The organism is Bacillus paramobilis (assembly GCF_038096195.1).
Taxonomy (GTDB): domain Bacteria; phylum Bacillota; class Bacilli; order Bacillales; family Bacillaceae_G; genus Bacillus_A; species Bacillus_A mobilis.
Map to the genome: position 1 here is coordinate 4,354,869 of NZ_CP151108.1, position 25,726 is coordinate 4,380,594.

Sequence of the window (25,726 nt, forward strand, 5' to 3'; positions counted from 1 at the left end):
ATGAACACGCTTTCATATTTAACTTTTATTTCTAAGCAAGAGGAGGAATGATTATGGCTCAAGCAAACTCAAAACGAGTCGCGGGCAATATTTTCAAAGGTTCTGTCGGCAATTTAATTGAATGGTATGACTGGTACGTTTACTCTGCTTTCGCTGTTTACTTCTCAGCAGAGTTCTTTCCTAAAGGAGATCCAACGAGTCAGTTACTGAACACAGCAGCTATTTTCGCAGTTGGATTTTTAATGCGCCCTATCGGAAGTTTATTAATGGGACGCTATGCGGATCGGCACGGACGCCGGGCAGCATTAACGCTTTCGATTACAGTTATGGCCGGTGGTTCTTTCATTATCGCCTGTACACCTAGTTACGAAAGCATCGGTATTATGGCACCAATTATTTTAGTTCTTGCCCGTTTACTACAAGGGTTATCACTCGGCGGAGAGTATGGAACTTCCGCAACGTATTTATCTGAAATGGCTAGTAGTGGACGCCGTGGCTTTTATTCAAGCTTCCAATATGTAACGCTCGTTGCTGGACAGATGGTTGCATTAGGCGTTCAAATTGTTCTTCAGCAATTACTAAGCGAACCAGATATGAAAGCTTGGGGATGGCGCATTCCGTTCATTATTGGTGCGATGGGAGCAGTAGCTGTATTATGGCTTCGACGTACAATGGATGAATCAGAGCAGTTCTCAAATATGGAATCGAAAAACCGCGAAAGCGCAGGAACCGTTCGCGCTCTTATGAAACACCCGAAAGCAGTATTAACAGTAGTCGGCCTAACACTAGGAGGCACTGTCGCATTCTATACGTACACAACATACTTACAAAAGTTCATGGTAAACACAGTCGGTCTTCCGAAAGAAGTTGTAAGCTGGATTAACTTTGCCGCACTACTTATATTCGTTGTACTTCAACCAATTGCAGGGCTATTATCCGATAAAATTGGACGCCGCCCACTATTAATGGCATTCGGTATTCTCGGAACATTACTAACAGCACCAATCTTCTTCTTCATGGAAAAAACGACAGAACCAATCGTAGCATTTTTACTCATGATGGTCGGTCTCATTATTGTTACTGGTTACACATCGATTAACGCAATTGTAAAAGCAGAACTCTTCCCAACTGAAATTCGAGCACTTGGCGTAGGTTTACCATATGCACTAACAGTTGCGATATTTGGCGGAACAGCTGAGTTCATCGCACTATGGCTAAAGAGTATCGGAATGGAATCACTATTCTACTTCTACGTAGCCGGATGTATTGCGATAAGCTTTATTACGTATTGGCGTATGGATGAATCATCGAAGACTTCGCAAATTGAGGCGGAGCTTGGTGGTGGGGATAGTTTAGTTAATAATAAATCTAGTTAAAATTATGTATTCTATGTTCTTCGTTTACCTGAACTCGATTTGCTTTATCTAAAAAAGCATAATTCATTCATATATAATTTAAAAACCTCTACTTATATGTAGAGGTTTTTTGTATGACGAAAAAACACGTAGTTCCATTGTTATTTTACAAGCCCAAAATTCTCCTTCCTCTTAAAGTGGAACAAATTTATTACTTAGAGTGTCTAATAAGTGTATTTCTAATATGAGTTGTCCAGATTGGATACAACATATCCCGTTTGACATCTATTTTTATGTATTATAAAAAAATGAAAGGACTTATTATTCCCAAAAGTAAAAAACATGTATTGTAATACTACGGTTAAGTATTACAAGTTTAATACTTTCACAGGTGAACCATTACAAGTGAAAGCAAAAAAGAAATAACCCAAACCGTGACTTATCAATCATACAAACGTTTTGGATGTCCTTTAATCTATGAAATTTTAGCTGCAGTAGTATTGTTACCCTATGACAGCTTTAATTGCATTGGTATTTAGAATACCTAGACAAAATCCATATATTCTTGAAAGAGGTTGAAAATTTATGTTCTTTTTAAACAAGTTCTTTAACATTTTACATTACAAAAAGATTGTGCCTGTAGTATTACTTTCATGTGTATCACTTATAGGCTGTTCCAATAGTAACACTCAATCTGAACCACCTAAACAAACGAATCAAGCTAATCAAATTAAACAAGAAAATACAGGTAATCAATCTTTCGCTAAACTTGAAAAAGAATATGATGCTAAGCTTGGTATTTATGCACTGGACACAGGTACAAATCAAACTGTTGCTTATCATTCAGATGATCGTTTTGCATTTGCATCTACATCTAAATCATTAGCTGTGGGCGCTCTTTTACGCAAGAACTCATTAGAAGCTCTTGATCAAAGGATTACGTATACTCGTGAAGATCTTTCTAATTATAATCCAATTACTGAAAAGCATGTTGATACAGGAATGACGTTAAAAGAACTTGCAGATGCTTCTGTTCGATATAGTGACAGCACAGCACATAATTTGATTCTTAAACAATTAGGGGGGCCCTCTGAATTTGAAAAAATCTTGAGAGAAATGGGAGATACTGTTACTACTTCAGAACGATTTGAACCTGAATTAAATGAAGTGCATCCAGGAGAAACACATGATACCAGTACACCAGAAGCGATAGCTAAGACACTTCAATCATTTACTTTAGGAACTGCACTTCCAATAGAAAAACGTGAACTATTAGTAGATTGGATGAAGAGAAATACAACTGGAGATAAATTGATTCGCGCGGGCGTACCAAAAGGATGGGAAGTAGCTGATAAAACAGGCGCGGGATCTTACGGAACAAGAAATGATATCGCAATTATTTGGCCACCAAATAAAAAGCCGATTGTTCTTGCTATACTTTCTAATCATGATAAAGAAGATGCTAAATACGATGATAAACTTATTGCAGACGCAACCAAAGTCGTGTTAAATAACTTAAAAGCTACGGAATAAATGATAATAGGTTAAAAGTTTACTATTTTGGCGGGTGTTTTCTCTAGTAGGAGTTGTACCGTATTTTCATCAACTAAAAATTTAATAGTGTCTCAAAAACGAAATTTGGTGCTCCCCCTAAAACATCTGGACTATAATAGCCAATTAAAAAAATGCAAACAAAACAACCCTTAATCAGTCGTTTTGTTTGCATTTCCTTTTTCTAAAACCACAGAAAAGATAAGTACTATAGTTAACAGCATAATAAACCTTACTTCACTTCCGTCACTTACAAAAAATGAATACAAAGTATATATTAAAATTAATATTCCATAAATAATTTTGTGCAATGTACTCCCTCCTTTTTGCCCTATATATTCTAGTATAAAAGTTTGATTCAAGTCCTATATCCAAATGAAAATACTTTTCTCTTGTTAATTTATCTATTTTCTTTTTATAACTCAAACTTCTTCGAATCGTACTTTTCTAGAGTTTGCTGCAATTCATCTTGTTCATATGGAATATGCTTATCTGTCTGTATATCTTCAACATTTGCTCCACCTGCTAATAATCTCCTGTACATAAAAGAGTGCCCTGTTAATACTGTTTTAATCATTTTGTATCGCCCTCCTTTTGTTTGATTACTTGTATCATAAAACAAGTATCTGAAGTTGATATGTAGTCTATCTAGAGTGTATGTAAATTTAGAAAATCTCTAATAAAATGTTTGTATTGTAACGTTACCACCAAAACTATTGCCCTAAACACCATGATTTGAAGAGATAGGCCCCCATGTTCTAGTCTCAATTCCTCCTACAGTTCTATATTCAGTAAAACTGGTTAATCCCTATAATATAAAAAGAGCACCACTTTTTGGATGCTCTTCGTTATAACTATATATTATTTAATTTCCTTCTTTTGTTGGTACCATTTTTCCTTCTTGAGAGTCTGTACCCTCTGTTCTTTCAACAGTTTTTGCATGTTCTGGTTTTTCAGGGGCTCCCATTTCAAATCCAGGTTGAGAATCTGTACCTTCTTTTGTTGGTACCATTTTTCCTTCTTGAGAACCTGTACCTTCTGTTCTTTCAACAGTTTTTGCGTCTCCTTTAGGAGTTGCTGGCACTGCATCTTTAGGTAAATCAAAGTTTTGTGAGAAAGACGTTGTTCCATCTGCACTTTGTGTAATTACTTGATTTGAACTATCTTCATTTGACTTTAAATTGTCCATTTTCGCATCATCTGCACCTACTGCACCTCCCGCTACCAATCCTGTACTTAAAAGTGCTCCTGCTAATAATGTTTTAATCATTTTTCATTACCTCCTGTTTATTTGTAATATTCATCAAAAAAGTATCTAGAGTTAATGTTTTAGTCATTATCTTTATCTACTTGCTTTTTGATTACATTTAGCATAAGACAAGAATCTATAGTTGATATGGACTGTATCTGGAGATTATGTAAAGAAAAATAGATGATCAATTGTATATCCTAATGAATGCTCAGACAAGATTGAAACTTTATATGAGTTTGAACAATTGAGTTCCCCTTTGTTTTTGGGTGTGAGGTTTTTAGCTGGAGTAGAGTGAGGGACTAACCCTTTCTAATTTGAAAGCAAACTTTTTATTATTAGTTTACTTTCATATTTTCAACTCTTTTATTATAGGAAAATAAAAGAGTAATCGCAAAGACTACTCTTGTTTCTTTTCCTTCTCTTCTTTTTCAATTTCAGATACCGATTTTTCAGGATCTTTTATAAGTTTTCCTAATTCTCTAGAACGTGTAAAATCATCTTCAAAATTTTCTGTAGTACTAATATAAGCTATAAAATCTAATTTTTCATTATTGTTTATATATCCTTTTAATCTAGGAACACCCATCGGACTTATATCATGTTTTGTAAACGTAATACATTTTACATCCTGAATATTGTAATGAATATAATTTCCTATCCGTGTTTCTTGGTCTTTCCAAAACTTTTCTTCTTTTTCTTTTTGTTTTAAGTATTCCATAGTAAAATACCCTCCTGCTATAATACAAATAATGGATAAGATAATTACCATTTTTTTCTTCATAGAAAATCCCCTTGCTTTTAAATATATTTAAAATATATATTGAAAATAAAATTGTTAAACAAATGTTGAGAAATATCAAATTTCAATTTCCATTATATTCTATTCTTGCTATCATTTAATGTAAGACTATTCAGAAAAGTAAGGGATTATATGCAGGTTCCAGTGAAGGGGAATGAAAAGATTACAAAGTTACTTAATGACTGGTATCAATTAATGCTACAACAACAACTTTCAAAAGTAACAAACTTAAAACAAGAACTTGATGAATATATTAAAATTTTAAAAACTGAAGAAAACGCGGAACTACAAGACCAAAACCTATTATTATACTACTCTCTATTAGATTTTCGTTTTAAAACACTTACCGATAGATTCAGTATCACTAAAAGTAGTTTTGATAAAATTGATTCTTTTGAAACTCCGACTGATGGTTTCTTAGCTTATTATTATCATTTTTATAAAGCTGTACATTTCATGATACTCACTGACCATAATGAGGCACAAAATCATTATGAAAAAGCTGAATCTCTTTTGAAATATGTTTCCAATGAAATCGAACAAGCTGAATTTCAATCTAAGTTAGCTTTGTTTTACCATAACACCTACGAACCACTTTTAGCTATTCGTTATGCAACTACTTCAAAAGATATCTTCTCTAAACACCAAGGTTATGAAAGTAATGTAGCTTCTTGTGAAAATACAATCGGAATGAGTTGTGTATCTCTAAAACAATTTGAACAAGCCGAGGAACATTTAAATTCTGCATTAAACTTATTAAACAAGAATAACGAAGAAACATTAGTTTCATTAGTCCGCCACAATTTAGGTTGGTTATATTCAAGTCAAAATCTTTCTGAATCAGCTATTCGTCACTTATCAGAAGTAACAGAGAAAATTCCTAATCATTTTAAAGCTATTTTCCTACAAGCTAGAGAATATTCTAAGTTAGGTGAAACACATATTGCCTCTGACCTAATTGAAAAAGGTTTAAAAATTTGTTTAAACCTAGAGAATGAAGAATACACGCATCACTTTACCATTTTAAAAGCACTAAATAACAATGCTTCTATTGAAGAATTAAAAAGAGTAACTATTGCAAGTATTTCCTATTTCAAAAGAGAAACACTTTGGGATTATGTAGAAGAATATGCAGAACTGTTAGCAACTAGATTACATACTGCGTGTGAGTACCAAACATCTAGTGACTATTTCTGTTTAGGTCTTGAAGCAAGAACAAAATTATTAGCTAAAGGGGCGTTAAAGTAATGAAAAAGCTTGGTTTAACGGTAATGAGTTTAGCTGCTACAGGTATTATGTCTTTCGGATTAAGTACTATTCCTGAAACACAACAAACAGCAAAGATAGAGAACGTTAATAAATTACAATCAACACATGGAGAAGGCTGGTCACCTCAAAGACCTGACTTAGCGTATAGTCACGGTAATGGTGGCGGTGCACCTACTTACGATCATGGAAGACCGCCTGCACCACAAGCTTAATTGTTTCGCAAAGAAAGTCATACTACTTGTATGGCTTTTTCTTTATTTTAGTTACTTAAGCCCTACATTTTTATCTAATTTGCTTTTGCTGGTGTAGAAGAGGAAAAAGATATAGAAGCATAAAGTGAAACTTTAATCAGTGGGGGTTTTCTTCATCCCCACTGATTATCAGCCCTCACCAATTGGGCTTTTACGGGCAGCCCGACCCCCACCTAATTTCTTTGCTTTCGCTGAATTTTGAGGTGGGGATCTTACTGCCCGTTAATGCGGGATAAAAGAAAACCGCCTGAAATGATGTGTACTCGAATAGTAGTACATGAAAAAATACAAATAACAATAAATTAAATCTCATTAAAACAAAAAGGAGATGTCCTAGTACCATGCCTTGGACATCTCCTTTACTTATCTAAATTTCTAAATTCTATACAGCACTATCAATTAAACAATTATTAGATATATCTTCTATCTAAAACATCGTATTATCATTAGCTGCTTCACTTGGAATCTCTTGAATTACATCCCAGTGTTCAACAATCTTTCCATCCTTGATACGAAATATATCCACTATAGCAACTCCCTTATCTTGAGAATTAGTACGAGAATGTACATGAAGAGCAACTGTATCCCCTTCAGCTACCACACGTTTAATCTCTGCAGAGGAATTAGGATTTTTAACAAAATCCTCCTTAAAGAAATCCATGAAGGCTTTTCGTCCATCAGCAACAAAAGGATTATGTTGCTTATAATCTTCGCTAACATATTTAGGGATAATATCGATATTATGTTTGTTAAAAACTTCATTATAGAAATCAACTACCATCTTTTTATTCTTTTCATTTTCTTTCACTTCTTTTGATACAGAAGCAACATTCTCGCTCTTTATTGAGTTACCTTTGTTATTACCGGTGGAAGCTTGAAATATCAAAGTCGACACAATTCCTAAAATAAACACAGAAATAATTATTACTATTAAATTTTTCTCTAATTTCATATATACCTACCTCTTCTAATCATATAAATTATATTCCATAACACGATTGGGAAGTAAAACCATTCCCAAAAATGTAATGTCAGGGGTAATGTTAGGAAATTTCATTTATCCTAACACTCCCCCCTATACAAGGCACATTAGAAACGATTAACTCTAACTTAATACCTCATTAACAGTTGCACTGTCCACAATTTGAATAAACTTCTTAACCTTATCGTTCTCATCAAACTTATAAAGATGACAAAAATCTGCTACAAACGACTTCCCTGTCGCTTTATATGTTCCACTATATTTTCCATACACGATAACAGTATCGTTATTAAAAGTATAAATTTCATCTTTAGCACTATAGTCATCCCATTCCGTACCAAGACGTTCATGTACGTTTTTCACTACTTCATCTGGACCTATATAAGTACCTGCATATAGAAACCCAGCAGCTTCTGTCCAAGATACATTTTCACTTAAATACGTTTTGAACGCATCCAATTTTCCTTCGCCAGTTAACACATACGTTTCATGTAATAGTTTTTGATATTTATTCATAACATTAACCCCAAGGCATTTCTTTTGTTACAACTTTTGCACTTAATTCTAATACACCTTTATTTGCATAGCCTGGATATGCTGCTTCAAGTTTTGCCACAAAATCTTTTGAAGTTCCACTTTCCTCAGAAGCTTGAACCGCAGTTCTTAGATAATCCATTGTCGCAGTAAGCGCTTGATTATTTAAGGATTTTTCGATTGATCCATGGCTAGGTACAATTATGTCAGCATTTAATGCTTGTAACACTTTCAAGTTCTCAATCCATGTCTCCATCGCCGCTTTTGAGCTAGTATCCGCTAAGAATACATGTATTTCGTTAAATACATCAATACCACCAATTAATACTTTTAGCTCTTTATTAAATAAGCTAGTTCTGTAATAATCTAAGCCTACTAGTTCAAATGTTAACCCCTGAAAATTAATCGTTTTTTCTTTAAACACTTGAGGTAATACTACGTTACTTGGTGCATTTTCTCCAAGGGCATCTTTCCAAACTTTTAATTTCCCTAAGACAGAATGAACAATATGTTCAACAGTAGACTCTGTAGCATACGCTATAGCTTCTGGGTAAGCAGCTTTAATATTTTCTAATCCAAAGTAGTAATCAGGATCCCCATGAGTAATAAAGATTTTATCTAAAGATAAGTCGTTTTTTTTCAGATACTCAACAATTTCTTTCGAATCAGACTGAGTAAATTTTGAGTTTATTAAAAATGCATGTCCTGCTTTCTCAACTAAGGTTGCAGTGACCATGAAACTTTTTTCGTCTGAATTAAACACCGTCAATTTTACATCTTTTTGATTTGTATCAATTGTTTTAAACATAGAATGTTATTCTCCTTTTGTTAAAGTTATTAACTAGTTAACATATTTTTAACTTGTTCCGACAGAGGCTTCCTCTTCCATTCACCTGAAAATGTGTTAGCACCATCAGAATATCAGTTGGCGTAAGATAACATGTTTGCCACTATAGCCTATAGTAAAATTGAATCCTCTTTAGAAATAAATTGAAACAAAAACTGTTATAAGAAAGATACATTTCAATCTACTTCTGGTCTTTATTAAAAGTTAAATGTTATATACTTTAATCTAATATTTCTTATTAAAAATTCTTAAAACGTGCTTCGATTTTATCCGGCGTCATTACCCCACCACCAATAGGGATAATTTGATTATCCTTTTGTAAAAGTAATGAAGGATAACTATTAACACCAAGCTGTCGAACTTTATTGAAATCATTTTGGACATCTATTATTGTTTCTTGAGCGTTTAAACGTTCTAATACTTGTTCAGGGTCCAAACCATGCTCGATTGCAATCTTACGATATGTTTCAGGATCACTCAAACTTTGGCCCTCATAATAAAACGCTTTTTGCATAGCCGAAGTGAATTCTAATAAACGGTCTGGCGCTAATGAACGTAAGGCTGAAAAGCCAATTGCAGCATCTTTCGAATTCATTTTAAAAGTCCCTTCCTCCACCAGTTTTTGATATGAAGGACCAAATTCAGCACCTGTAAGTTGATTAATTCTTTTATTTCCTTCTTCTATATATGAGAAGTTTTTCATTGGTAAATTATCTAAAAATAACCCTCCACATAAAACCATTAATGGCACTTCAGTGTGGTTTTTGTAAAATCCTTTAATACTTTCTGAAAAACCATAGCACCATCCACAATATGCGTCCCATACGTAAATAAGGTTATCTTGTTTCGTCTCCATTTAAATCTCCTACCTTTCTTTTTATTATCCAGCTCAACTAAATTTTTGGTTTATATAAGTACATCTTTTTATACCTTGTTCTTTTTTTAGATACCTTACTATATTTCCCTAAAACTAATATTTCCAAAGAAAGATCAACCAAGGTTTTTAACAAAAGATAACGCTGCACCTTATTGCCCCGTAACAGAAAATACTAAAGCTTGGAATATGCATTGATTTGAATGCGTTAGTAACTGTCTACACCGGGTGGCAACGTATGGACCATCATCCTTAATTAAATATATAAATCATATTTTTTAGCTGATATTAATTGTAACCAAATCAATTACATCTTTATGTAACCATTTTAGTTACAACTAATATAGAAGTCAATTCTTTTTTCCGAAAACATTAAATTTCTACATTATAACGAAATCCTGTGTTAACTTGTAACAAAAAAAGAGGAGTCATCTCCTCTTAATAAATAAACACTATTTAATTTGTTCCTTATACTCATGGTTAACAAGTACATACCATTTTCCTGTATCAAATTTTTCTTTATTAATCACGTAAACTTTATTTTGTCTCTTTACCTCCCCTGGTTTTAATTCCTTAGTAATACTAGAGGTCTCACCTTTTTCAACATCATAACTACTAGCTGCCCACACATCACTTTGGTAAGCATTATCATTTTCATCCACTAAATCCACTGATGGTAAAACAGCTAATTTCATCGATTCGTTTGTGATGTTTTTCCCTTCTACTTCTACAACAATAAAGACATGTCCATTTTCAGGTTCTTGGAATCCTATACTTTCTTTACCAACCTTATCTCTTTCTACAACTCTTTTTACAGTTACATCAAATTTAGGTGTATGAAAATCCTTGTTTACAGCATACTCTTTTTCTTTTACTTTTGATTTCTCTTTTGTTTGTTCTATATTTTTCTGCTTTGCATTCTCTTTCGTTTTCGTCTCATCAGTTGTTTGCACTTTCTTTTCTTCTTGTTTAGAATTGGTTTCTTTAGATTCTGAAGAAGTTTTGTCGGATGCATTGCCGCAACCAGATAAATTGAATACTAAAGCGCCACCTAAAATACATGTAGTAAATTTTTTCAACATCTCTTTTTATCCCCCAATAACACGATATATAAATTCCTTACTTATCATAGCAAAAAATACAATCTTAAATTGTTGCATCTTGTCGAATAATTAAGAATAATCAATTGTTTTTACATAAAATAAGGAGACCACGAATAGGTAACCTCATAAAATGAGTTAAAAAACTAGTAGCCTATAGAAAATGCCTCTAAAATGATTGTTATATATGATCGAAAATATAGAATGAAATTAAAGACAAAAAACACATTCAGGAGGTTATCATGACATTTGAGGAATTGAAAAAAAACAAACCAACAACCTCATGGGTTGAGTATGATGAAGATGGGGAATTTTTCACTGAAGAAAATATAAGTGCAATAAATAAAGTGCTCGACACTTACATTAACAATTTAAAGCAATTGGGAGAGAACCCAACCGAAGTCGAAATAATGCAAGTCGTCCAAGAGGTCGTTATTAACATAAATGAATTAAACATCGAACATGACAACTTTATCGAAACAACGGAAAGAGAAGATCTCTATGATTTTATCGATACAGCTGCACGAATAGCTGGCTTAGAATCCGAAGAAGATATAACAGAAGAATGGCGGGAATGGTAAAAAAGCTGCATACTTGGTGTCTAAATTTACTCCTTCATAAAACTTTGTCCCTTATTCTCCAATTGGGAAATAAGGGACAAACACAGACAACTCCAATAGAATCAAATACTAAGATATATTAATTTTTTCATTCAAACTAATAATATGATTAGATGTTTTTCTAAGTTCTTCTTCTCTAACTAAAATTAATCTATTTTCCAAACTCATTTCTCTAATCAATTACCAAGGCATTCTGAACATAATTATCTTATATTCTTTAAGATGTGTATCCTTAAAGTATTAAATAAACAGAAAAACAGTCGACTCTTTATATAAAAGTCGGCTGCTTTCTTATCATTCGGGCTCTCCCTTGTGAAGGAGTTCAACAACTGCTTGCAAATGCCCTTTAACACTAGCTTTTGCATTACATTTGAGATGCAAAAGCGCATTATAAACAAAAAAGACCACCAAAAGGCAGCCCCTCAATCAAAACTCAATCCTATTCCCAACCCCAAACTCCACCGCCTTCTCATACAAATACTTCGCCACAATTATATCCACTACCGCCAAACCAACCGATTTAAAAATAGTAATCTCTTCATCGCTCTCTCTACCAGGTTTGTCTCCACTAATGATTTGACCGAGTTCGGCGTATATGTCGTTTGCTTCAAATAAACCTTCTCGTATCGGAACTTGAAGGTCTCCTGTTTCTTCTAGTGCTGCTTCTTTTGATTCGACTACTACTTTGTTAGCGCCCGCGATGGCGTGAGATGGTAGTTCTTGCATGTTCGGTCTGAATGAGCCGACGGCGTTTATGTGGACGCCTTTTTGTAGTTTTTCCGAGAAGACTGGTGTGGATGCGTTCGTAGTTGTGACGATGATGTCTGCTTCGCTTATTGCTTCATTTGCATTTGTGTGAACATAAGCAGGTTTATTGAATCTCTCTTGTATATATTGCGCAAATGCATACGCTTTTTCTTCTGTTCGATTGTATAAAATGACTTTTTCAATATCTCTTACCGCAAATACAGCTTCAGCAATTCCCTTTGCCTGCTCACCGGTCCCAATAATACATAAAGTTTTCGCGTTATGACGGGCTAAATGTTTTGTCGCTACTCCTGATAGAGCCCCTGTTCGAATCATCGTTAAGTAGGATCCTTCTAAAAGTGCGAGCGGTTCTCCCGTTTGAAAGTCTGATAGCATCACAATCCCGTTTATCGTTTTCTTTCCTATCTTTTTGTTCTCGGGGACTACTGTTACGACTTTTAAGCCAAGTGCCTCAAGTCCTTCCGCTACTGAAGGCATAATTAATGCCGTATTCTGCTCGTTCGCAAATGGTAATGAGCCGCGAATTGGTGTGATCGTTCTTTCTGCGGAAAATTCTTTTAAAGCAAGCGCCGCGTATTCAATGACTTCATTCATATTTACTAAGTTTCTTTGTTCGTTCGCGCTTATGACTAGCATATCTTTCCACCTCCTCCTTCTATCCTAACAAAAATCCCCGATTCAAATCATCTCTCGGGTCTACAACGAACTGATGAAATCCTGTAATAAATGCATGCCCCGTTACTTTTGGAACGACCGCTTCATATGTATCTACTGCCGTTACCGACAATACCTCTCCCTCGAATTTCCCGTCAGTAATACATTCGTGGACGAAAATCTCTCCCTTTTGTAAAACATCTTTTTCAAAAAGCGTTGCGATTCTTGCGGAAGTTCCTGTACCGCAAGGAGAGCGATCTACTTGCCCATCAGCGAAGATTGTTACATTTCGTAAAGTTGCGTCTTCCCCTTTCGGTTCACCTGAGAAAATAACACCGTATATTCCTTTTAATCTTTCTTCAAGTGGATGTTTTACTTCCATTTTGCTCTCAATGTAGTGCTTAATTTTACCGCCCCACGTTTGGATAGCAGCTAAGTCTTTGAAATCGACTTTCAAACCAAATTCTTTACTATCTACTACCGCATAAAAAGCTCCGCCAAACGCGATATCTACTTGAAATTCATAGTCATCTATTTTAATAGGAACGTCTTTTTTGTATACAAATGAAGGAACATTTTCAAATGATACGGACTCTACTTCGCTCCCATTATATTTTGCATACGCAATGACTTCCCCAGCAGGGCTATCAATAATGAACTTTTGTTTCTCACCTGTCAATTCAAACATACCGGTTTCAATTCCGACTGTAATAACAGCAATTATGCCATGACCACACATCGTACTCCAGCCTTCATTGTGCATAAATAATACGCCAAAGTCAGCATGAGCACTTGCTGGCGTAGTAATGATACAACCGTACATGCCGTGATGTCCTCTTGGTTCATACATAAGAATTTCGCGAAGATGATCCAAATGCTCCATGCAGTATGCGCGTCTTTCTAGCTGCGTTTCTCCTTTTATTTCTGGCACGCCGCCTGTAATAATTCGAAGCGGCTCCCCAGCTACGTGAGCATCAATTGTCGTGTACACTTTACTAACCTTCATTTCTATCTCTCCCCTATATGTTGATACTCTTTTTATTGCAAATATCATGCCAACGCATAGGGTATAAATTTGTATACATTGTGTAAAAAAGCATACACTACTGTCTATTTTTTTATACAGTAGGCAGTGAGTGATTATTAGCTCGCACAAAACAAAAAAGCCATAACGCCACTACTTGAGCAAAGTTATGGTTCCTCTTTACATTATTTCGAGGGGTTTGAGCCAAAACCAAATTTATATGTCACTCGGCAATTTTTCCCACTCACTTAAATGCATGACATCTTGTTTTACGTTTTTCTTTTCAGGAAGTAAACATAGAAATTCTAAAGAATTACCGTCAGGATCATAAAAATAAAGATTTGCAGTAGGTGTCCACGTCTGGACCATAGGCTCAGACGGTTCAAGACCAAAAGCGGCCCTTGGGTTTATTCCTTTATTAAGAAGCCATTCTCTTGCATGAGTGATTGCTTCATAGTTAACCTTGAATGCAAAGTGACTTTTATGGAATTCCTCTTCTGATACCTCCCAAATGCCCAGCATTTGTTCCTTCTTATTATCTTTATCAAACCAAAAGAATGCTACACGGCGTTCTTCAATTGTGCGAGCATGACATAATCCAAGTTTAGTATAAAATTCTTTTGCTACTTCTAAATTTCTTGTTTTAACATGTGTTTCATATAAAGTACCTGGAAACAAAGCATATTCCCCCTTTATATTTTTAGAAATTCTTACTATAAAGCCTATTTTAATAAACTAGAAATAGAAGTGATACCGTATTCTTCTTACATGTTTTTTCAATTTTGTAGTCCTAATGCGGAATAAAAAAATCCCCCTAAACCTCGGGGGACTCATCAAACCCGAACCCCCACCACATCCGGCACTCGCTTCGCAATCTCCTCCCCAATCTTTATACTAGCCGTTGCGGCCGGGGATGGTGCGTTGCAAATGTGTAGAGAGTTTATGCCTGGGATAATGCAGAAGTCATCAACCATATTGCCGTTTGATAAGATGGCTTGTGCCCTTACGCCTGCATGCGTTGGGACGATATCTTTTTCTGTTAGTTCTGGTATTAAGTGCTGTAAGCTTTTTAGGAATGATTGTTTACTGAAAGAGCGCACCATTTCTTTTATGCCTTCTTTCATATTTGGCATCGCCATTTTCCAGAAGCCTGTGTATGTCATTGTTTCCATGAAGTCTTTTATGTCGAAGTCTTTTTTCGTGTAGCCTTCGCGCTTGAAACTTAATACTGCGTTTGGCCCTGCATGTACATCTCCGTTTATCATTCTTGTAAAATGAACGCCTAGAAACGGAAATTCAGGGTTTGGAACTGGGTAGATTAAATGTTTTACGAGATGGCGTTTTTCTGGGACGAGTTCATAGTATTCACCGCGGAACGGAACGATTTTCATATCCGTTAATATGCCAGTCTTTTTCGCAATGCGATCGCTATGTAAGCCGGCGCAGTTAATGAGAAATTTCGTTTTAAATGTGCCTTTGTTCGTCTCAATTGTGACGGCGTCTTTCTTCTCCGTAATACGCTCAGCGGCTGTTCCTACATGTACTTCTCCGCCGCTTTCCTGAATGAGGCGAGCGAATACATAACTGACTCCTTTATAATCAGCAATTCCGCAAGAAGGAACACGGATTGCGCCAAGTCCTTTTACATGCGGTTCAATTTCAGCTAATTCTTCTTTATCTATTTTTGCGATATGTAAATCGTTTTGTAAGCCTCTCTCATATAAGTTATGTAAAAGAGGAAGTTCTTCTCTTTCTGTCGCGACAATTACTTTTCCGCACATGTCATAAGCGATGTCATGTTCTTCACAAAATTGGACCATCGCTGCATTTCCTTCTTTTGCAAACTTCGCTTTATAACTTCCTGGTTTATAGTAAATGCCAGAATGAATGACACCGCTATTATGTCCAGTTTGATGATGTGCGAGTTCCTTTTCTTTTTCAATGATTGCAATTTTCGCATGAGGGAATTTTTTCGTTAAAGCCATTCCCGTTGAAAGGCCCACAATTCCTCCGCCAATAATTATAAAGTCATACATCCTACTTCCCCCTTAATAGTATAAAAGGCAGGTCTCTTTGCAAGACCCGCCGTACATATTATTTAGAAAAACAACCACGCTGACGCATTAGTTCTCTATATAAATCTTTATTTTTTTCGAATGCCGCTCTTCCGTGCATCCAAAACAAATTATTTAAAAGAACTAAATCACCAACTGGTAATTTTAATGCATGTGTTGCTGGTGAGTTTTCAACAGAATACGATAAATCTTTTAGATAGTTTGCTTGTTCAATATTATCTGGATACGCAAACTGATCAATAAAGCAAATACACGGTGCGTTATTCACATCAAAAAATGTTTCACGATAGACGATTTCTTGCGAGTTTTTACTTGGTGGTGCTTTATACGTAACTTTAACAGATGCGAGCGAATGATTTCTAAACTTCTGAAGATCTTCCCAATCGTCTAAATGTAGTAAACGTGATTCCCCGCCTACTGCATTTTGCTCTTCAATCTTCATCATAAGAAGCCAATCTGTCGGCTCATCAACGAATGTTCCATCTGTATGAAGTGTAAATAATCGGTACGCTTGGCGAAGGTAGGAATCACTACTATCCGTATCTTTCACATTAAATCTAGCATAATACGTTCCTGTCATCGCATCAAAGTTTGGCGTTCCAATTAAATGCGTTAATGCTGTCGCAAATTTCACGTAATCTGCTGGATCTACCGTTTCACCTTGTACCCCAATTGTAAATCCGCCCGTCTCTCTATCATGAATAATGCCGCGAATGTTATCCATAAATGATTGCCCAAAGATCTTTCTCATTCCGTCAGCAAGATTAAATCGAGAATAAGGAATGTATTGCAGTGACTGCTCTGAATACTCTTTTACCTCTTCAAAAAATTGCTTAAGCAACTGCTGATTTAATACGATATGATATAAACGTTTATGCTCTGGATGAGGAACAATTTCATACCCCTCATATTTTTTTGCAAACTTCATCTTCGTACTTTGTTCTGTAATAATCGACATTTTAATTCCTCCCTAAATGAAATATGAAGAACGTATTGACGCTTTTTACAGACAGTTATCCTTATCTTCTATATGCTGAGATCCGGTCTTACTGCCCTAACAGCAAAAAGCCAGTCATACGCATCCACGACATAACAATCGCAGATACATATAACTGGCTCATAATTACGAGTGTTCTTTAATCTCTTAAAGTACAATAATAATAGACAGTTCATATGAAAATATGTGTAAAACAGGTAAGCAAGATCGAATTTAGAGAAGGCTAATTTCTCGAATGGATCTTATTAATTAAATAATAATTCAAAATATTCTAACTGTCAATTCGTTTTTTATTATTTTCTCTACATACTTTACACATTTTACAAATCCCTTTACTTTCTGCACATCTTCTTTTTTTCGCCTCTTGCTTTACAACCTGCAAGTCATTTAACTTTTTCATATTCCTTGCCTCCTCAATAAAATAAGCCAGTCGTATCCCTTTAAAAGAAATACAACTGGCTCTTGTTTATGGTGGTAAAGTGAAACTTTGATCAGTGGGGACATAGTTCATCCCCACTGATCATTAGTTTCACCAATCGGACATTTACGGGCAGTTAATCTCCAGCTATGTTTGTGAGCCGGAGGTCTTACTGCGCGTTAATGTCGGGTAAACTAGACAGTTTTTATGGTGTTGTTTCCTCGTACTCACCTTGTGGCTGTTCATCATTTAAATAACTTACATATTGGCGGTGCAAATCTTTTACTGCACTAACAATCGCATTTTGCGCTTTTCCTTGATAATGATCTGTAATATCTTGAACGATTTCTTCGATACCATCTCGTAAACTATGTCCTCTCAAAATTTGAGCGACGAAGTCCCTGCCGTGCTCTGTCGCAAGCGTACATGATGCTTCAATAATGACATGATATTTATGATCTGCCTCAATTGTAATTGTTAATGTTTCATACATACTGCGAACAGCCATCCCTTTCGGAAGCCTCGAATGTCCTGCCATAAAAAATGTCCCTTTACGCATATTTCATCCTCCGTTACTATGTTTTTTAGTGTTTATACTCGATCTACGTATACTGTCTTTATTCTCGTATAAAATTCTTTCGCCGCTTTTCCTTGTTCACGCGGTCCAGCACTAGAGTTTTTCATTCCGCCAAACGGAACTTGTGGCTCTGCTCCTGCAGTTTCTGAATTCACATGGACCATTCCAACTTCCATATCATCAATAAACCGTTGCGACAAACTTAAATTATTCGTACAAATTGATGCACTGAGTCCGTATTCTGTATCGTTCGCTAAAGAAACAGCTTCTTCATAACTATTTACTTTAAATAAACAAATAACTGGGCCGAAAATTTCTTCTTTCGCAATTCGTGCATCTCCGTCTACATTTTCAAAAATAGTCGGTAGCACGTAACAACCATTCTGTAATTCTGTTTCGTTCGGTACGCTGCCTCCATATAGTAAAGAAGCCTCTTCTTTTCCTACTTCAATCATCGATAAAACAGATTGCTGTTGTCCCTTTGAAACACATGGTCCCATAAAAGTATCAGGATTTAACGGGTTCCCAACTGTAAGAGCTTCTGTACGCTGCAACAGTCGATCCTTGAACGCTTCATAAATATTCTCTTCGACTATTACTCTACTTGTTGCAGTACATTTTTGCCCTGTAGACATAAACGCACCTTTTATCGCAATCGTTACTGCCTTTTCAATGTCAGCATCATTTAATACAACTAACGGGTTTTTCCCGCCCATTTCTAATTGGACTTTCTTCCTCGTTTCAACGGCTGCTTTTTGAATGATATTTCCAATGTGATTCGAGCCGGTAAAAGAAACCGCTTGTATATCTGGATTCCCCGTTAATTCTGCTCCAACTTCAGATCCTTTTCCGAATACACAATTAATAACACCCGCTGGAATACCAGCCTCATGAAAAGCATTTACAAGATGGTACACCGATTTCGGCGTCACTTCAGCCGGCTTAATGACAATCGTATTTCCGTAAATAAGTGCCGGCGCCATTTTCCAAGCTGGAATGGCAATCGGAAAATTCCACGGCGTAATTAATCCAACTGGCCCTACTGCTACACGTTTACTGTAAAGCATTGTACTTTCATTAGCAGACGGGATAATCTCTCCGATTGGTTGATTTGCTTCTCCTGCATAATATTCAAGAATGCTAATCGCCCGCTTCGTCTCTCCTATTCCTTCTGCAATCGTCTTTCCTTCTTCATTCGTTACATCCTCACCGATTTCATTTACCTTTTCTTTTAAAATAGCTGCTGCTTTCCATAAATAACTCGCTCTCTCTTGAAACGATAACTTTTGCCATGTATGAAAAGCTTCTTTCGCTGATGCGATTGCGACTCTCGTATCTTCTACTGAACTAAACGGAAATTCACCTAATACTTTCCCGTTATGCGGATTATAGTTTTTTACATATGCATTCGTGGAAGGTTCTTTCCATTCACCGTTTATATAATTGAAATACTTCATTCCCCTGCCCCCGCCGTTTTTATTTTGATAGTTTTGCAATTGCTGCTTCTAAAATAGTAAGCCCTTCTTCAAGCTGTTCATCCGTTATAACGAGAGGCGGTAAGAAGCGAAGTACGTTACTATAAATACCTGCGCTTATCGTAATAACCCCTTTACTATGCGTTTCTTTCATAATCGCTTTCACTTCTTCTGACGCTGGCTCTTTCGTCCCTTTATCTTTTACAAGCTCAATGGCAGTCATAGCGCCAAGACCTCTCACATCACCAACTATTTCGTATTTCTCTTTCCAGCTATGAAACACTGTCATCATACGCTCGCCAATTTCTACAGCACGATTTACTAAATTCTCTTCTTCAATTACATCTAAAACAGCTAATGCAGCCGCGCAAGCAGCCGGGCTTCCTGAGAAAGTACCACCTAATTGACCTGGCCCAGGTGCATCCATCAAATCTGCTCTTCCTGTTACTGCACTAAGCGGCATGCCAGCAGCGATTGATTTTGAAAAAGTCATTAAATCAGGAGCTACGCCGAAATGATCCATTGCAAATAAACTTCCCGTACGAGCAAAACCAGTTTGAATTTCATCCGCAATCATAATGATTCCATACTTATCACAAATATTTCGAACACCTTGCATAAACGTAGTCGTCGGAACGATAAACCCGCCTTCTCCTTGAAGCGGTTCCAAAATAATCGCAGCGATATTATCACTTGCTACTTCCTCTAACATAAAGCGTTCGAAATACGCTAAAATTTGCGCGTCTACTTCTTCTTGCGAAAGCCCTTCTTCAGCGCGGTAATAGTACGGATAAGGTAATTTGTATACTTCTGATGCAAACGGACCAAATCCATGTTTATATGGTTTCACCTTACTTGTCAGTGACATCGTTAACAGTGTACGCCCGTGATATGCACGCTCAAATGACACAACCGCACTTCTTCCAGTAGCTTTTCTAGCAATCTTCACCGCATTTTCTACCGCTTCCGCACCACTATTCGCAAACATTGTTTTTTTCTTACAATCACCTGGCGTTAACTCATTCAGTCTTTCCGCCAGTGCAATATAACTTTCATACGGCGCTACGTGAAAACAACTATGAATCGACGACTCCACTTGATCTTGAATTGCCTTTACTACTTTCGGATGACAATGCCCGACATTTTGCATACCAATTCCACCTGCAAAATCAATTAATTCGTTACCATCTACATCCGTAATAATCGCGCCTTTTGCTGATTGCACATATAACTCTGTAATATTGTAAGGCCCTTCTGGCACCGCATTCTTTCTTCTTTCGTGTAATACGCTAGATTTTGTAGTTGTAATATCCTTCTTCTCTTTCAACATAGTATATACCCCTTTTCTTATTCTTTTTCTAGGCTAATTTCCGAATCTTTTATCATCGTAAAATCATTCAACTTTTGCTTATCTAACTTTCTAACTCGTAAAAAATAACTGATTATTACTAGGATCGTAGCTAGTAATGTCATGTAAAACTGCATACGCATATCTGCTATAAATGCTTGTGAAACAAATATCGTAATAATCATCAAAAGCGTTGCATATGTGAGATAAGGGAATAACCACATTTTTACTTTCAGCTTTCCAGCCCCTTCAAGTTCCCTTTCTCGTCTTAACTTGACATGTGAAACGGCAACGAACATATACATCAGCATCGTTACCCCGCCTGAACTATTCGCTAAAAATGCAAACAGTTTATCAGGAGATATAAACTTCAACATCGCGCAAATAAATGCAAATACGATACTCGCATAGATTGCGATAACCGGTGTCCCTCTACTATTTAACTTTGAAAAAGCAGACGGAGCATCACCTTTTTTCGCAAGTGAAAATAACATACGCGAACTCGTATAAATCCCTGAGTTCATAACGGAAAGTAGTGATAAAAATACAACACCATTCATAATTTCTGCGGCTGCAGGTACTCCTGCCATATTAAATAAACTTGCATACGGAAGTTTTAATAATTCCTGATCCGTCCACGGAATAAACATAACTAAAATCGTTACTGATCCGACGAAGAAAAGCATAAGACGCCATACTACACTATTAATAGCTCGTATAACATTCTTCTCTGGATTTTCCGATTCTCCGGCTGCAATCGCTGCAACTTCACTACCTGATAACGAGAATGAAATAAACACAACGCTCAGTAAAACAGGGACAATTCCGTTCGGGAAGAAACCGCCGTGTTCTGTAATAATAGAAAGAGTCGGTCTATCTACCCCTGGAACGAGACCAAAGAACATCGAAATTCCTAAAATTAAAAACGCAACAATCGCCACCACTTTAATAAACGCTAGCCAATATTCAAACTCACCGTACAATTTTACTGAATACACATTCGTCATCGTCATTAATAGAACCATACATAAACTCGCAATCCATGCTGGAATTGAAGGAAACCAATTATTGATCATTACGCCTAAAAGCACCGCTTCAATTGCGATAATAATGACCCAGTTAAACCAATATAACCATCCGATCGTATAACCGGCCCACGGTCCAATTGCTTTGTTCGCATACGTTGCGAAAGAACCACTATCCGGATTTTCTGCTGCCATCTCCCCTAACATCCGCATCACGAGCACAACCATTAAAGCACCAATAATGTAGGACAAAATTGCTGCCGGCCCTGACGATTGAATAATCGTGCCACTTCCTACAAACAAACCGCCCCCGATAACCCCGCCAATTGAAATCATTGTTATATGCCGTGTTTTTAAATCTTTCTGTAACTCTTTTTTCTCTTTAGCCAAACAATTCACCAGCCCCTCCATTAGCATGAACGTGCGCCACACCCCATTGACAACGCTTTCTTTAAATCCCCTCCTACTTTCAATAAAAAATAAAAAGAGCCAGAAAAACAATGCATACAAACGCATTGAGTTTTACTGCCCCTATCCTTATGGCTCGTCCTCCTGCTAAGGAAGTTCAAGTGGAAAGAAGTTCCGCTATTTCATTTTTAAAACATACACCCGGGCTTACAGAGAGGCTAATCACTGTCATCCGATAATAAGTTAATCATAATACAATTAGACTGAATATTCAATAATCATTTTCGCGAATTTCATGAATAAAAAAGAAAATTCTCTTCCCACGCCACATATACTGTTCAAAAGCAAAAAGGAAGTGATCCCATGTATTACGGAACAAAAGGCTGGTACGTAGCTGAACTAAAGAAATTAGGCGTGCGCTATCTTGAAGGACGAAAACTAGAAAGTTACCGCGGACACGTCTTACGCAATTTATTACTTGCACAACAAGAGAAATTAAAAGAACAGTAATATACTAATGTACGATATCGACTTGCCGACAAATTCCGCCAATTCATCTATCTACACTACCAACCAATTACACATCAATACAAACAAAAAAGGTCACCCAAACGGGTGACCTTCCTTTCTTATTCACAAACAAGAATTTGTCTAGTAAATGATCCTTTTCTTGTAATACAGCGGTCTGTAATTTCAAATCCTGCTTCATGGATCATGTCATCCATTGTTTCCATCGTGACAACGACTACCTTTTTAGCGATGCGGCGCGCACTTGAAAGAATGGAGAACTGGTCTTCTGGTGTTGCATGTGTAAATAAGTCGTACGGCATATCGATAATGGCAACGTCGTAGTTCTCCGTAATTTCCTCGATTGGACCTTTTGTTACTGTTCCTTCAAACCCGAAATGTGCAATGTTTTTTCTTGTTCCAAGAACGACAAGTGGATTAATATCTCTACCAACGATGTTAATCCCCATAGAAAGCGCTTCTACTACTACTGTTCCAATACCGCAGCACGGGTCAATTGCTCGTACTCCATCTGGATTTGGTACAGCAATATTTGCAACTGATCTCGCAACACGTGTGCTAAGAGATGTCGAATAACTATGCGGTTTTTTTATGTGATGATACCAAACTGGCTCACTTTCTACATAGTGTCCGAAGTACCAGCGTCCTCCAAGAGGAACAATCCCGAATACACGCTCTGGATTACGAACATCCGCTTCTCCTTCAATATGCATACCGAGGTCGCGTTCAATGAGACGTCTTTCCCCATATTCAATTTTATTTTCTTTCCCAAGATCATTGATTTTAACGAAGATAACTTTAAATGATGCCCCCGCCAAATCAATTTGTTCCACTTGTTTTAGAATGCTTTCTAAGTCGTCTCCCTCGTACATAACTTCAACGCGCTCTTTTATAAACGCACTTCTACTTGGGTCAATTTTGACATCACTTTTCAAAATATTAACGTGAGACTCCGTTCCAAAGAACGAGCGCATTTCCAAGTAACATAAAGCACGCTCCTCCTCGCGAAATGCATACGTATATATACATGCAGGTGTTTTACTATGATTATTCAATCTATTATCATCCTCTATATCGTTATAATTACAATACTTTTTCATATAAAATTAAATGATATCACATGCCTGAAATAAAGAGAAACGTTAATAAATAAAAGAGACTGCCATTGGCAATCTCTTTTGATGTATTAACGGAAAGAAGATACGCTATTACCCTTCGCTTCGTAATAATCTAAAATACCTTGATAAATCGCTTCCGCTGCAGCTTGTCTCTGTTTTGGTGTAGCAATTTTATCTGCATCACTTTTATTATCTACAAATGCTAATTCTGTTAATACAGCTGGCATTGTATTTTCTCTAGTTACGTATAAGTCCTGATGTCTTATACCACGATCTTTTGTTCCAAGTGCTGCTACAAGACGATCTTGAATTTTTTGTGCTAATAACATACTGTCTTCTACATGCGGATTCGTTACTTTTGCTCTTGCTGACTGATAATATAACGTTTCTGTACCTTGTCCATTTTTCTTTTCAGAACCATTAGCATGGATACTTACAAAAATATCTCCATTATGTTCCTGTGCAAATTCTACACGTTTTTTCAATGAATCTGTTGAGTCTACTCCTGGACGTGTATTATCTGTACGAGTGAACATAACAGTAAATGGTGCCTTTTGCTCAAATATTTTCTTTAATCGTAACGATACGTCTAATACAGTTTGACTTTCTTTCTCATAATAACCAGGATTACCCGAGTCAATTCCACCGTGACCTGGATCAATAATAATCGCTTTACCTTCTAAGAAGTTCTCTTGTTTTACTGGGTTTAATTGATTTTTATCAACCCACTGGAATCCAGCGCCTACGCGAATACGAATCCAGCTGCCGCTCTCTTCCATAATCGTTACTGTTTGTGCATTATATGTACCTAGCACTTTAGAACTATGTGAAGCTGTTTCATATGCAGTAAAGTCTTGGTTAATCGTTTCTGTTTTTTCTGTTAGAGGTGTCCACTTCTCACCTTTACTTGTTACAATTTTTAACCAGCCGTCTGCTCTTTGCTCTTTCACTTCAACCATTTGTGGCTTATGCTGAACGTCAGTAATACCAGATGATAATGATGGTTGATGATATGTAATAAAGTTTCTGTTCATGTACATTCTTTTTGATGTATTTGTTTTATCTTTATCAGCCATTGCAATGAACTGAGCTGCTTCCGCACGAGTTACAGTTCCTTCAGGATTCCAGCCACTTCCCGTACCCTTAGAAATCTCTAAAGCTACTAAAATATTAGCTTGTTTCTTACCCCAATGAGGTTCCAAATCTTTAAACTGTGTTGGAAGTTCTCCAATAATTTTCTTATCTAATGAGTACGCTTGTACTAACATAGATGCCATAGATGCACGGTTAATTTTACCGAATGGATTGAAATTACCAGTACCATCTCCACTAATTGCACCTGCTTTTTCCACTGCAGCAATGTATGGTGCTGCCCAATGGCTTTGTGCATCTTTAAAAGATGGCTTTGCTTTTGGATCAATTGGTAAACCAAGAACGACTGCTAAGATTTTTGCAGCTGATCCTCTATCTACTGCTTCAGATGGAGAAAACGTTCCATCTGGCTTTCCATCAAGCGCTTTTTTTCCTACTAAATAATCAACTGATTCTTGCGCCCATGTAGGAACATCCGAAAACTTCTTCGCTGCTGCGAAACTACTTACTGGAGACGATAATAAACTTGCGGCTAAAATACCTGCCGCGACTGCACGATACTTCATAAAAAATAATACTCCTCTCGATAATCATCTTTTTAATAACGCGTAATCTTAATATATAAATCAAAGTAAATCCGAACAAAAAAAATTAATGCGCCTCTATTATTTTATAATACTCGAATTATGTAGTAAACCTACTTTCTTAATATTGTAAAATAAAATACAATTAATTTATTTTTTGTTAAATAAAGTCGTTCAAACTCGCTTTAAATCGACCTCCAC

26 protein-coding genes and 1 pseudogene are annotated in these 25,726 nt (G+C 36.4%); 6 read left to right on the plus strand and 21 right to left on the minus strand.

Annotation, left to right across the window (positions count from 1 at the left end; all coding sequences use genetic code 11):
• Positions 1-53 precede the first annotated feature (53 nt).
• A complete protein-coding gene (locus AABL52_RS22370) occupies positions 54-1,376 on the plus strand; it encodes an MFS transporter (protein WP_341518454.1) in 1,323 nt (440 codons plus the stop codon).
• Positions 1,377-1,940: 564 nt separating this feature from the next.
• Positions 1,941-2,888: a class A beta-lactamase BlaIII gene (gene blaIII / locus AABL52_RS22375; protein ID WP_341518455.1), complete on the plus strand. Its 948-nt coding sequence runs from the start codon at positions 1,941-1,943 to the stop codon at positions 2,886-2,888.
• A gap of 170 nt (positions 2,889-3,058) precedes the next feature.
• Here the strand turns inward: blaIII and AABL52_RS22380 are convergent, their stop codons facing one another.
• The 4 genes from AABL52_RS22380 to AABL52_RS22395 all read right to left on the minus strand — a co-directional run bounded on the left by AABL52_RS22380 (position 3,059) and on the right by AABL52_RS22395 (position 4,939).
• On the minus strand, positions 3,059-3,217 hold the full coding sequence (locus AABL52_RS22380) for a hypothetical protein (RefSeq protein WP_000548946.1): 159 nt from the start codon (positions 3,215-3,217) through the stop codon (positions 3,059-3,061).
• A 104-nt stretch (positions 3,218-3,321) separates the two neighbouring features.
• Complete coding sequence (locus tag AABL52_RS22385) at positions 3,322-3,483, minus strand: hypothetical protein (protein ID WP_016513667.1); 162 nt, start codon at positions 3,481-3,483, stop codon at positions 3,322-3,324.
• A 288-nt stretch (positions 3,484-3,771) separates the two neighbouring features.
• On the minus strand, positions 3,772-4,176 hold the full coding sequence (locus AABL52_RS22390; protein ID WP_074651618.1) for an alpha-ketoglutarate permease: 405 nt from the start codon (positions 4,174-4,176) through the stop codon (positions 3,772-3,774).
• A 379-nt stretch (positions 4,177-4,555) separates the two neighbouring features.
• A complete protein-coding gene (locus tag AABL52_RS22395; RefSeq protein WP_048566949.1) occupies positions 4,556-4,939 on the minus strand; it encodes a DUF1433 domain-containing protein in 384 nt (127 codons plus the stop codon).
• Positions 4,940-5,089: 150 nt separating this feature from the next.
• Here AABL52_RS22395 and AABL52_RS22400 point away from each other — a divergent pair, with 150 nt between their 5' ends.
• Both AABL52_RS22400 and AABL52_RS22405 read left to right on the plus strand, forming a co-directional pair.
• Positions 5,090-6,205, plus strand: a complete 1,116-nt coding sequence (locus AABL52_RS22400) for a tetratricopeptide repeat protein (RefSeq protein WP_048566948.1) — start codon at positions 5,090-5,092, stop codon at positions 6,203-6,205.
• Positions 6,205-6,438, plus strand: a complete 234-nt coding sequence (locus AABL52_RS22405) for a Phr family secreted Rap phosphatase inhibitor (protein ID WP_000733022.1) — start codon at positions 6,205-6,207, stop codon at positions 6,436-6,438. Before AABL52_RS22400 ends, AABL52_RS22405 begins: the two co-directional genes overlap by 1 nt.
• A gap of 466 nt (positions 6,439-6,904) precedes the next feature.
• Here AABL52_RS22405 and AABL52_RS22410 read toward each other — a convergent pair whose 3' ends face one another.
• The 5 genes from AABL52_RS22410 to AABL52_RS22430 form a co-directional block, all read right to left on the minus strand.
• A complete protein-coding gene (locus AABL52_RS22410; protein WP_048566947.1) occupies positions 6,905-7,429 on the minus strand; it encodes a nuclear transport factor 2 family protein in 525 nt (174 codons plus the stop codon).
• A 153-nt stretch (positions 7,430-7,582) separates the two neighbouring features.
• The gene (locus AABL52_RS22415; RefSeq protein ID WP_048566946.1) at positions 7,583-7,975 is read right to left on the minus strand and encodes a nuclear transport factor 2 family protein; all 393 of its coding nucleotides are present in this window, start codon (positions 7,973-7,975) and stop codon (positions 7,583-7,585) included.
• A gap of 4 nt (positions 7,976-7,979) precedes the next feature.
• A complete protein-coding gene (locus tag AABL52_RS22420; protein ID WP_088035324.1) occupies positions 7,980-8,801 on the minus strand; it encodes an MBL fold metallo-hydrolase in 822 nt (273 codons plus the stop codon).
• Between the two features lie 277 nt (positions 8,802-9,078).
• Positions 9,079-9,696: a DsbA family protein gene (locus AABL52_RS22425; protein WP_240588701.1), complete on the minus strand. Its 618-nt coding sequence runs from the start codon at positions 9,694-9,696 to the stop codon at positions 9,079-9,081.
• 470 nt (positions 9,697-10,166) lie between these two features.
• The gene (locus AABL52_RS22430; protein ID WP_341518456.1) at positions 10,167-10,796 is read right to left on the minus strand and encodes a DUF4352 domain-containing protein; all 630 of its coding nucleotides are present in this window, start codon (positions 10,794-10,796) and stop codon (positions 10,167-10,169) included.
• A 260-nt stretch (positions 10,797-11,056) separates the two neighbouring features.
• On the opposite strand from AABL52_RS22430, the gene AABL52_RS22435 reads away from it, so the two are divergent.
• Positions 11,057-11,395, plus strand: coding sequence for a hypothetical protein (locus AABL52_RS22435; protein WP_341518457.1), 339 nt, complete (start codon positions 11,057-11,059; stop codon positions 11,393-11,395).
• Positions 11,396-11,860: 465 nt separating this feature from the next.
• Here the strand turns inward: AABL52_RS22435 and AABL52_RS22440 are convergent, their stop codons facing one another.
• The 10 genes from AABL52_RS22440 to AABL52_RS22485 all read right to left on the minus strand — a co-directional run bounded on the left by AABL52_RS22440 (position 11,861) and on the right by AABL52_RS22485 (position 22,194).
• Entirely contained in the window at positions 11,861-12,838 is a 978-nt protein-coding gene (locus AABL52_RS22440) for an ornithine cyclodeaminase family protein (protein ID WP_341518458.1), read from the minus strand.
• A 19-nt stretch (positions 12,839-12,857) separates the two neighbouring features.
• Positions 12,858-13,862 carry a proline racemase family protein gene (locus tag AABL52_RS22445; RefSeq protein WP_341518459.1) on the minus strand — a complete coding sequence of 335 codons (1,005 nt, stop codon included), beginning with the start codon at positions 13,860-13,862 and terminating at the stop codon, positions 12,858-12,860.
• Positions 13,863-14,096: 234 nt separating this feature from the next.
• Positions 14,097-14,558: a VOC family protein gene (locus AABL52_RS22450; RefSeq protein ID WP_341518460.1), complete on the minus strand. Its 462-nt coding sequence runs from the start codon at positions 14,556-14,558 to the stop codon at positions 14,097-14,099.
• Positions 14,559-14,713: 155 nt separating this feature from the next.
• Positions 14,714-15,916: an L-2-hydroxyglutarate oxidase gene (gene lhgO, locus AABL52_RS22455; RefSeq protein ID WP_341518461.1), complete on the minus strand. Its 1,203-nt coding sequence runs from the start codon at positions 15,914-15,916 to the stop codon at positions 14,714-14,716.
• Between the two features lie 58 nt (positions 15,917-15,974).
• A complete protein-coding gene (gene glaH / locus AABL52_RS22460; protein ID WP_341518462.1) occupies positions 15,975-16,913 on the minus strand; it encodes a glutarate dioxygenase GlaH in 939 nt (312 codons plus the stop codon).
• A gap of 310 nt (positions 16,914-17,223) precedes the next feature.
• Positions 17,224-17,352: a hypothetical protein gene (locus tag AABL52_RS22465; protein ID WP_341518463.1), complete on the minus strand. Its 129-nt coding sequence runs from the start codon at positions 17,350-17,352 to the stop codon at positions 17,224-17,226.
• A gap of 223 nt (positions 17,353-17,575) precedes the next feature.
• Positions 17,576-17,929 carry a DUF3870 domain-containing protein gene (locus AABL52_RS22470; RefSeq protein WP_002170612.1) on the minus strand — a complete coding sequence of 118 codons (354 nt, stop codon included), beginning with the start codon at positions 17,927-17,929 and terminating at the stop codon, positions 17,576-17,578.
• Positions 17,930-17,961: 32 nt separating this feature from the next.
• Complete coding sequence (locus AABL52_RS22475; protein ID WP_341518464.1) at positions 17,962-19,404, minus strand: aldehyde dehydrogenase family protein; 1,443 nt, start codon at positions 19,402-19,404, stop codon at positions 17,962-17,964.
• Between the two features lie 19 nt (positions 19,405-19,423).
• A complete protein-coding gene (gene gabT, locus AABL52_RS22480) occupies positions 19,424-20,752 on the minus strand; it encodes a 4-aminobutyrate--2-oxoglutarate transaminase (protein ID WP_341518465.1) in 1,329 nt (442 codons plus the stop codon).
• A gap of 17 nt (positions 20,753-20,769) precedes the next feature.
• Positions 20,770-22,194, minus strand: a complete 1,425-nt coding sequence (locus AABL52_RS22485; protein WP_341518466.1) for an amino acid permease — start codon at positions 22,192-22,194, stop codon at positions 20,770-20,772.
• Positions 22,195-22,530: 336 nt separating this feature from the next.
• Here AABL52_RS22485 and AABL52_RS22490 point away from each other — a divergent pair.
• Positions 22,531-22,713: pseudogene (locus AABL52_RS22490) on the plus strand (YflJ family protein); the annotation flags it as partial.
• Positions 22,714-22,832: 119 nt separating this feature from the next.
• On the opposite strand, the gene AABL52_RS22495 reads toward AABL52_RS22490, so the two are convergent.
• Complete coding sequence (locus AABL52_RS22495) at positions 22,833-23,786, minus strand: methyltransferase domain-containing protein (RefSeq protein WP_144565426.1); 954 nt, start codon at positions 23,784-23,786, stop codon at positions 22,833-22,835.
• A 131-nt stretch (positions 23,787-23,917) separates the two neighbouring features.
• Positions 23,918-25,507, minus strand: a complete 1,590-nt coding sequence (locus AABL52_RS22500; RefSeq protein WP_341518467.1) for an N-acetylmuramoyl-L-alanine amidase — start codon at positions 25,505-25,507, stop codon at positions 23,918-23,920.
• Between the last annotated feature and the right edge of the window lie 219 nt (positions 25,508-25,726).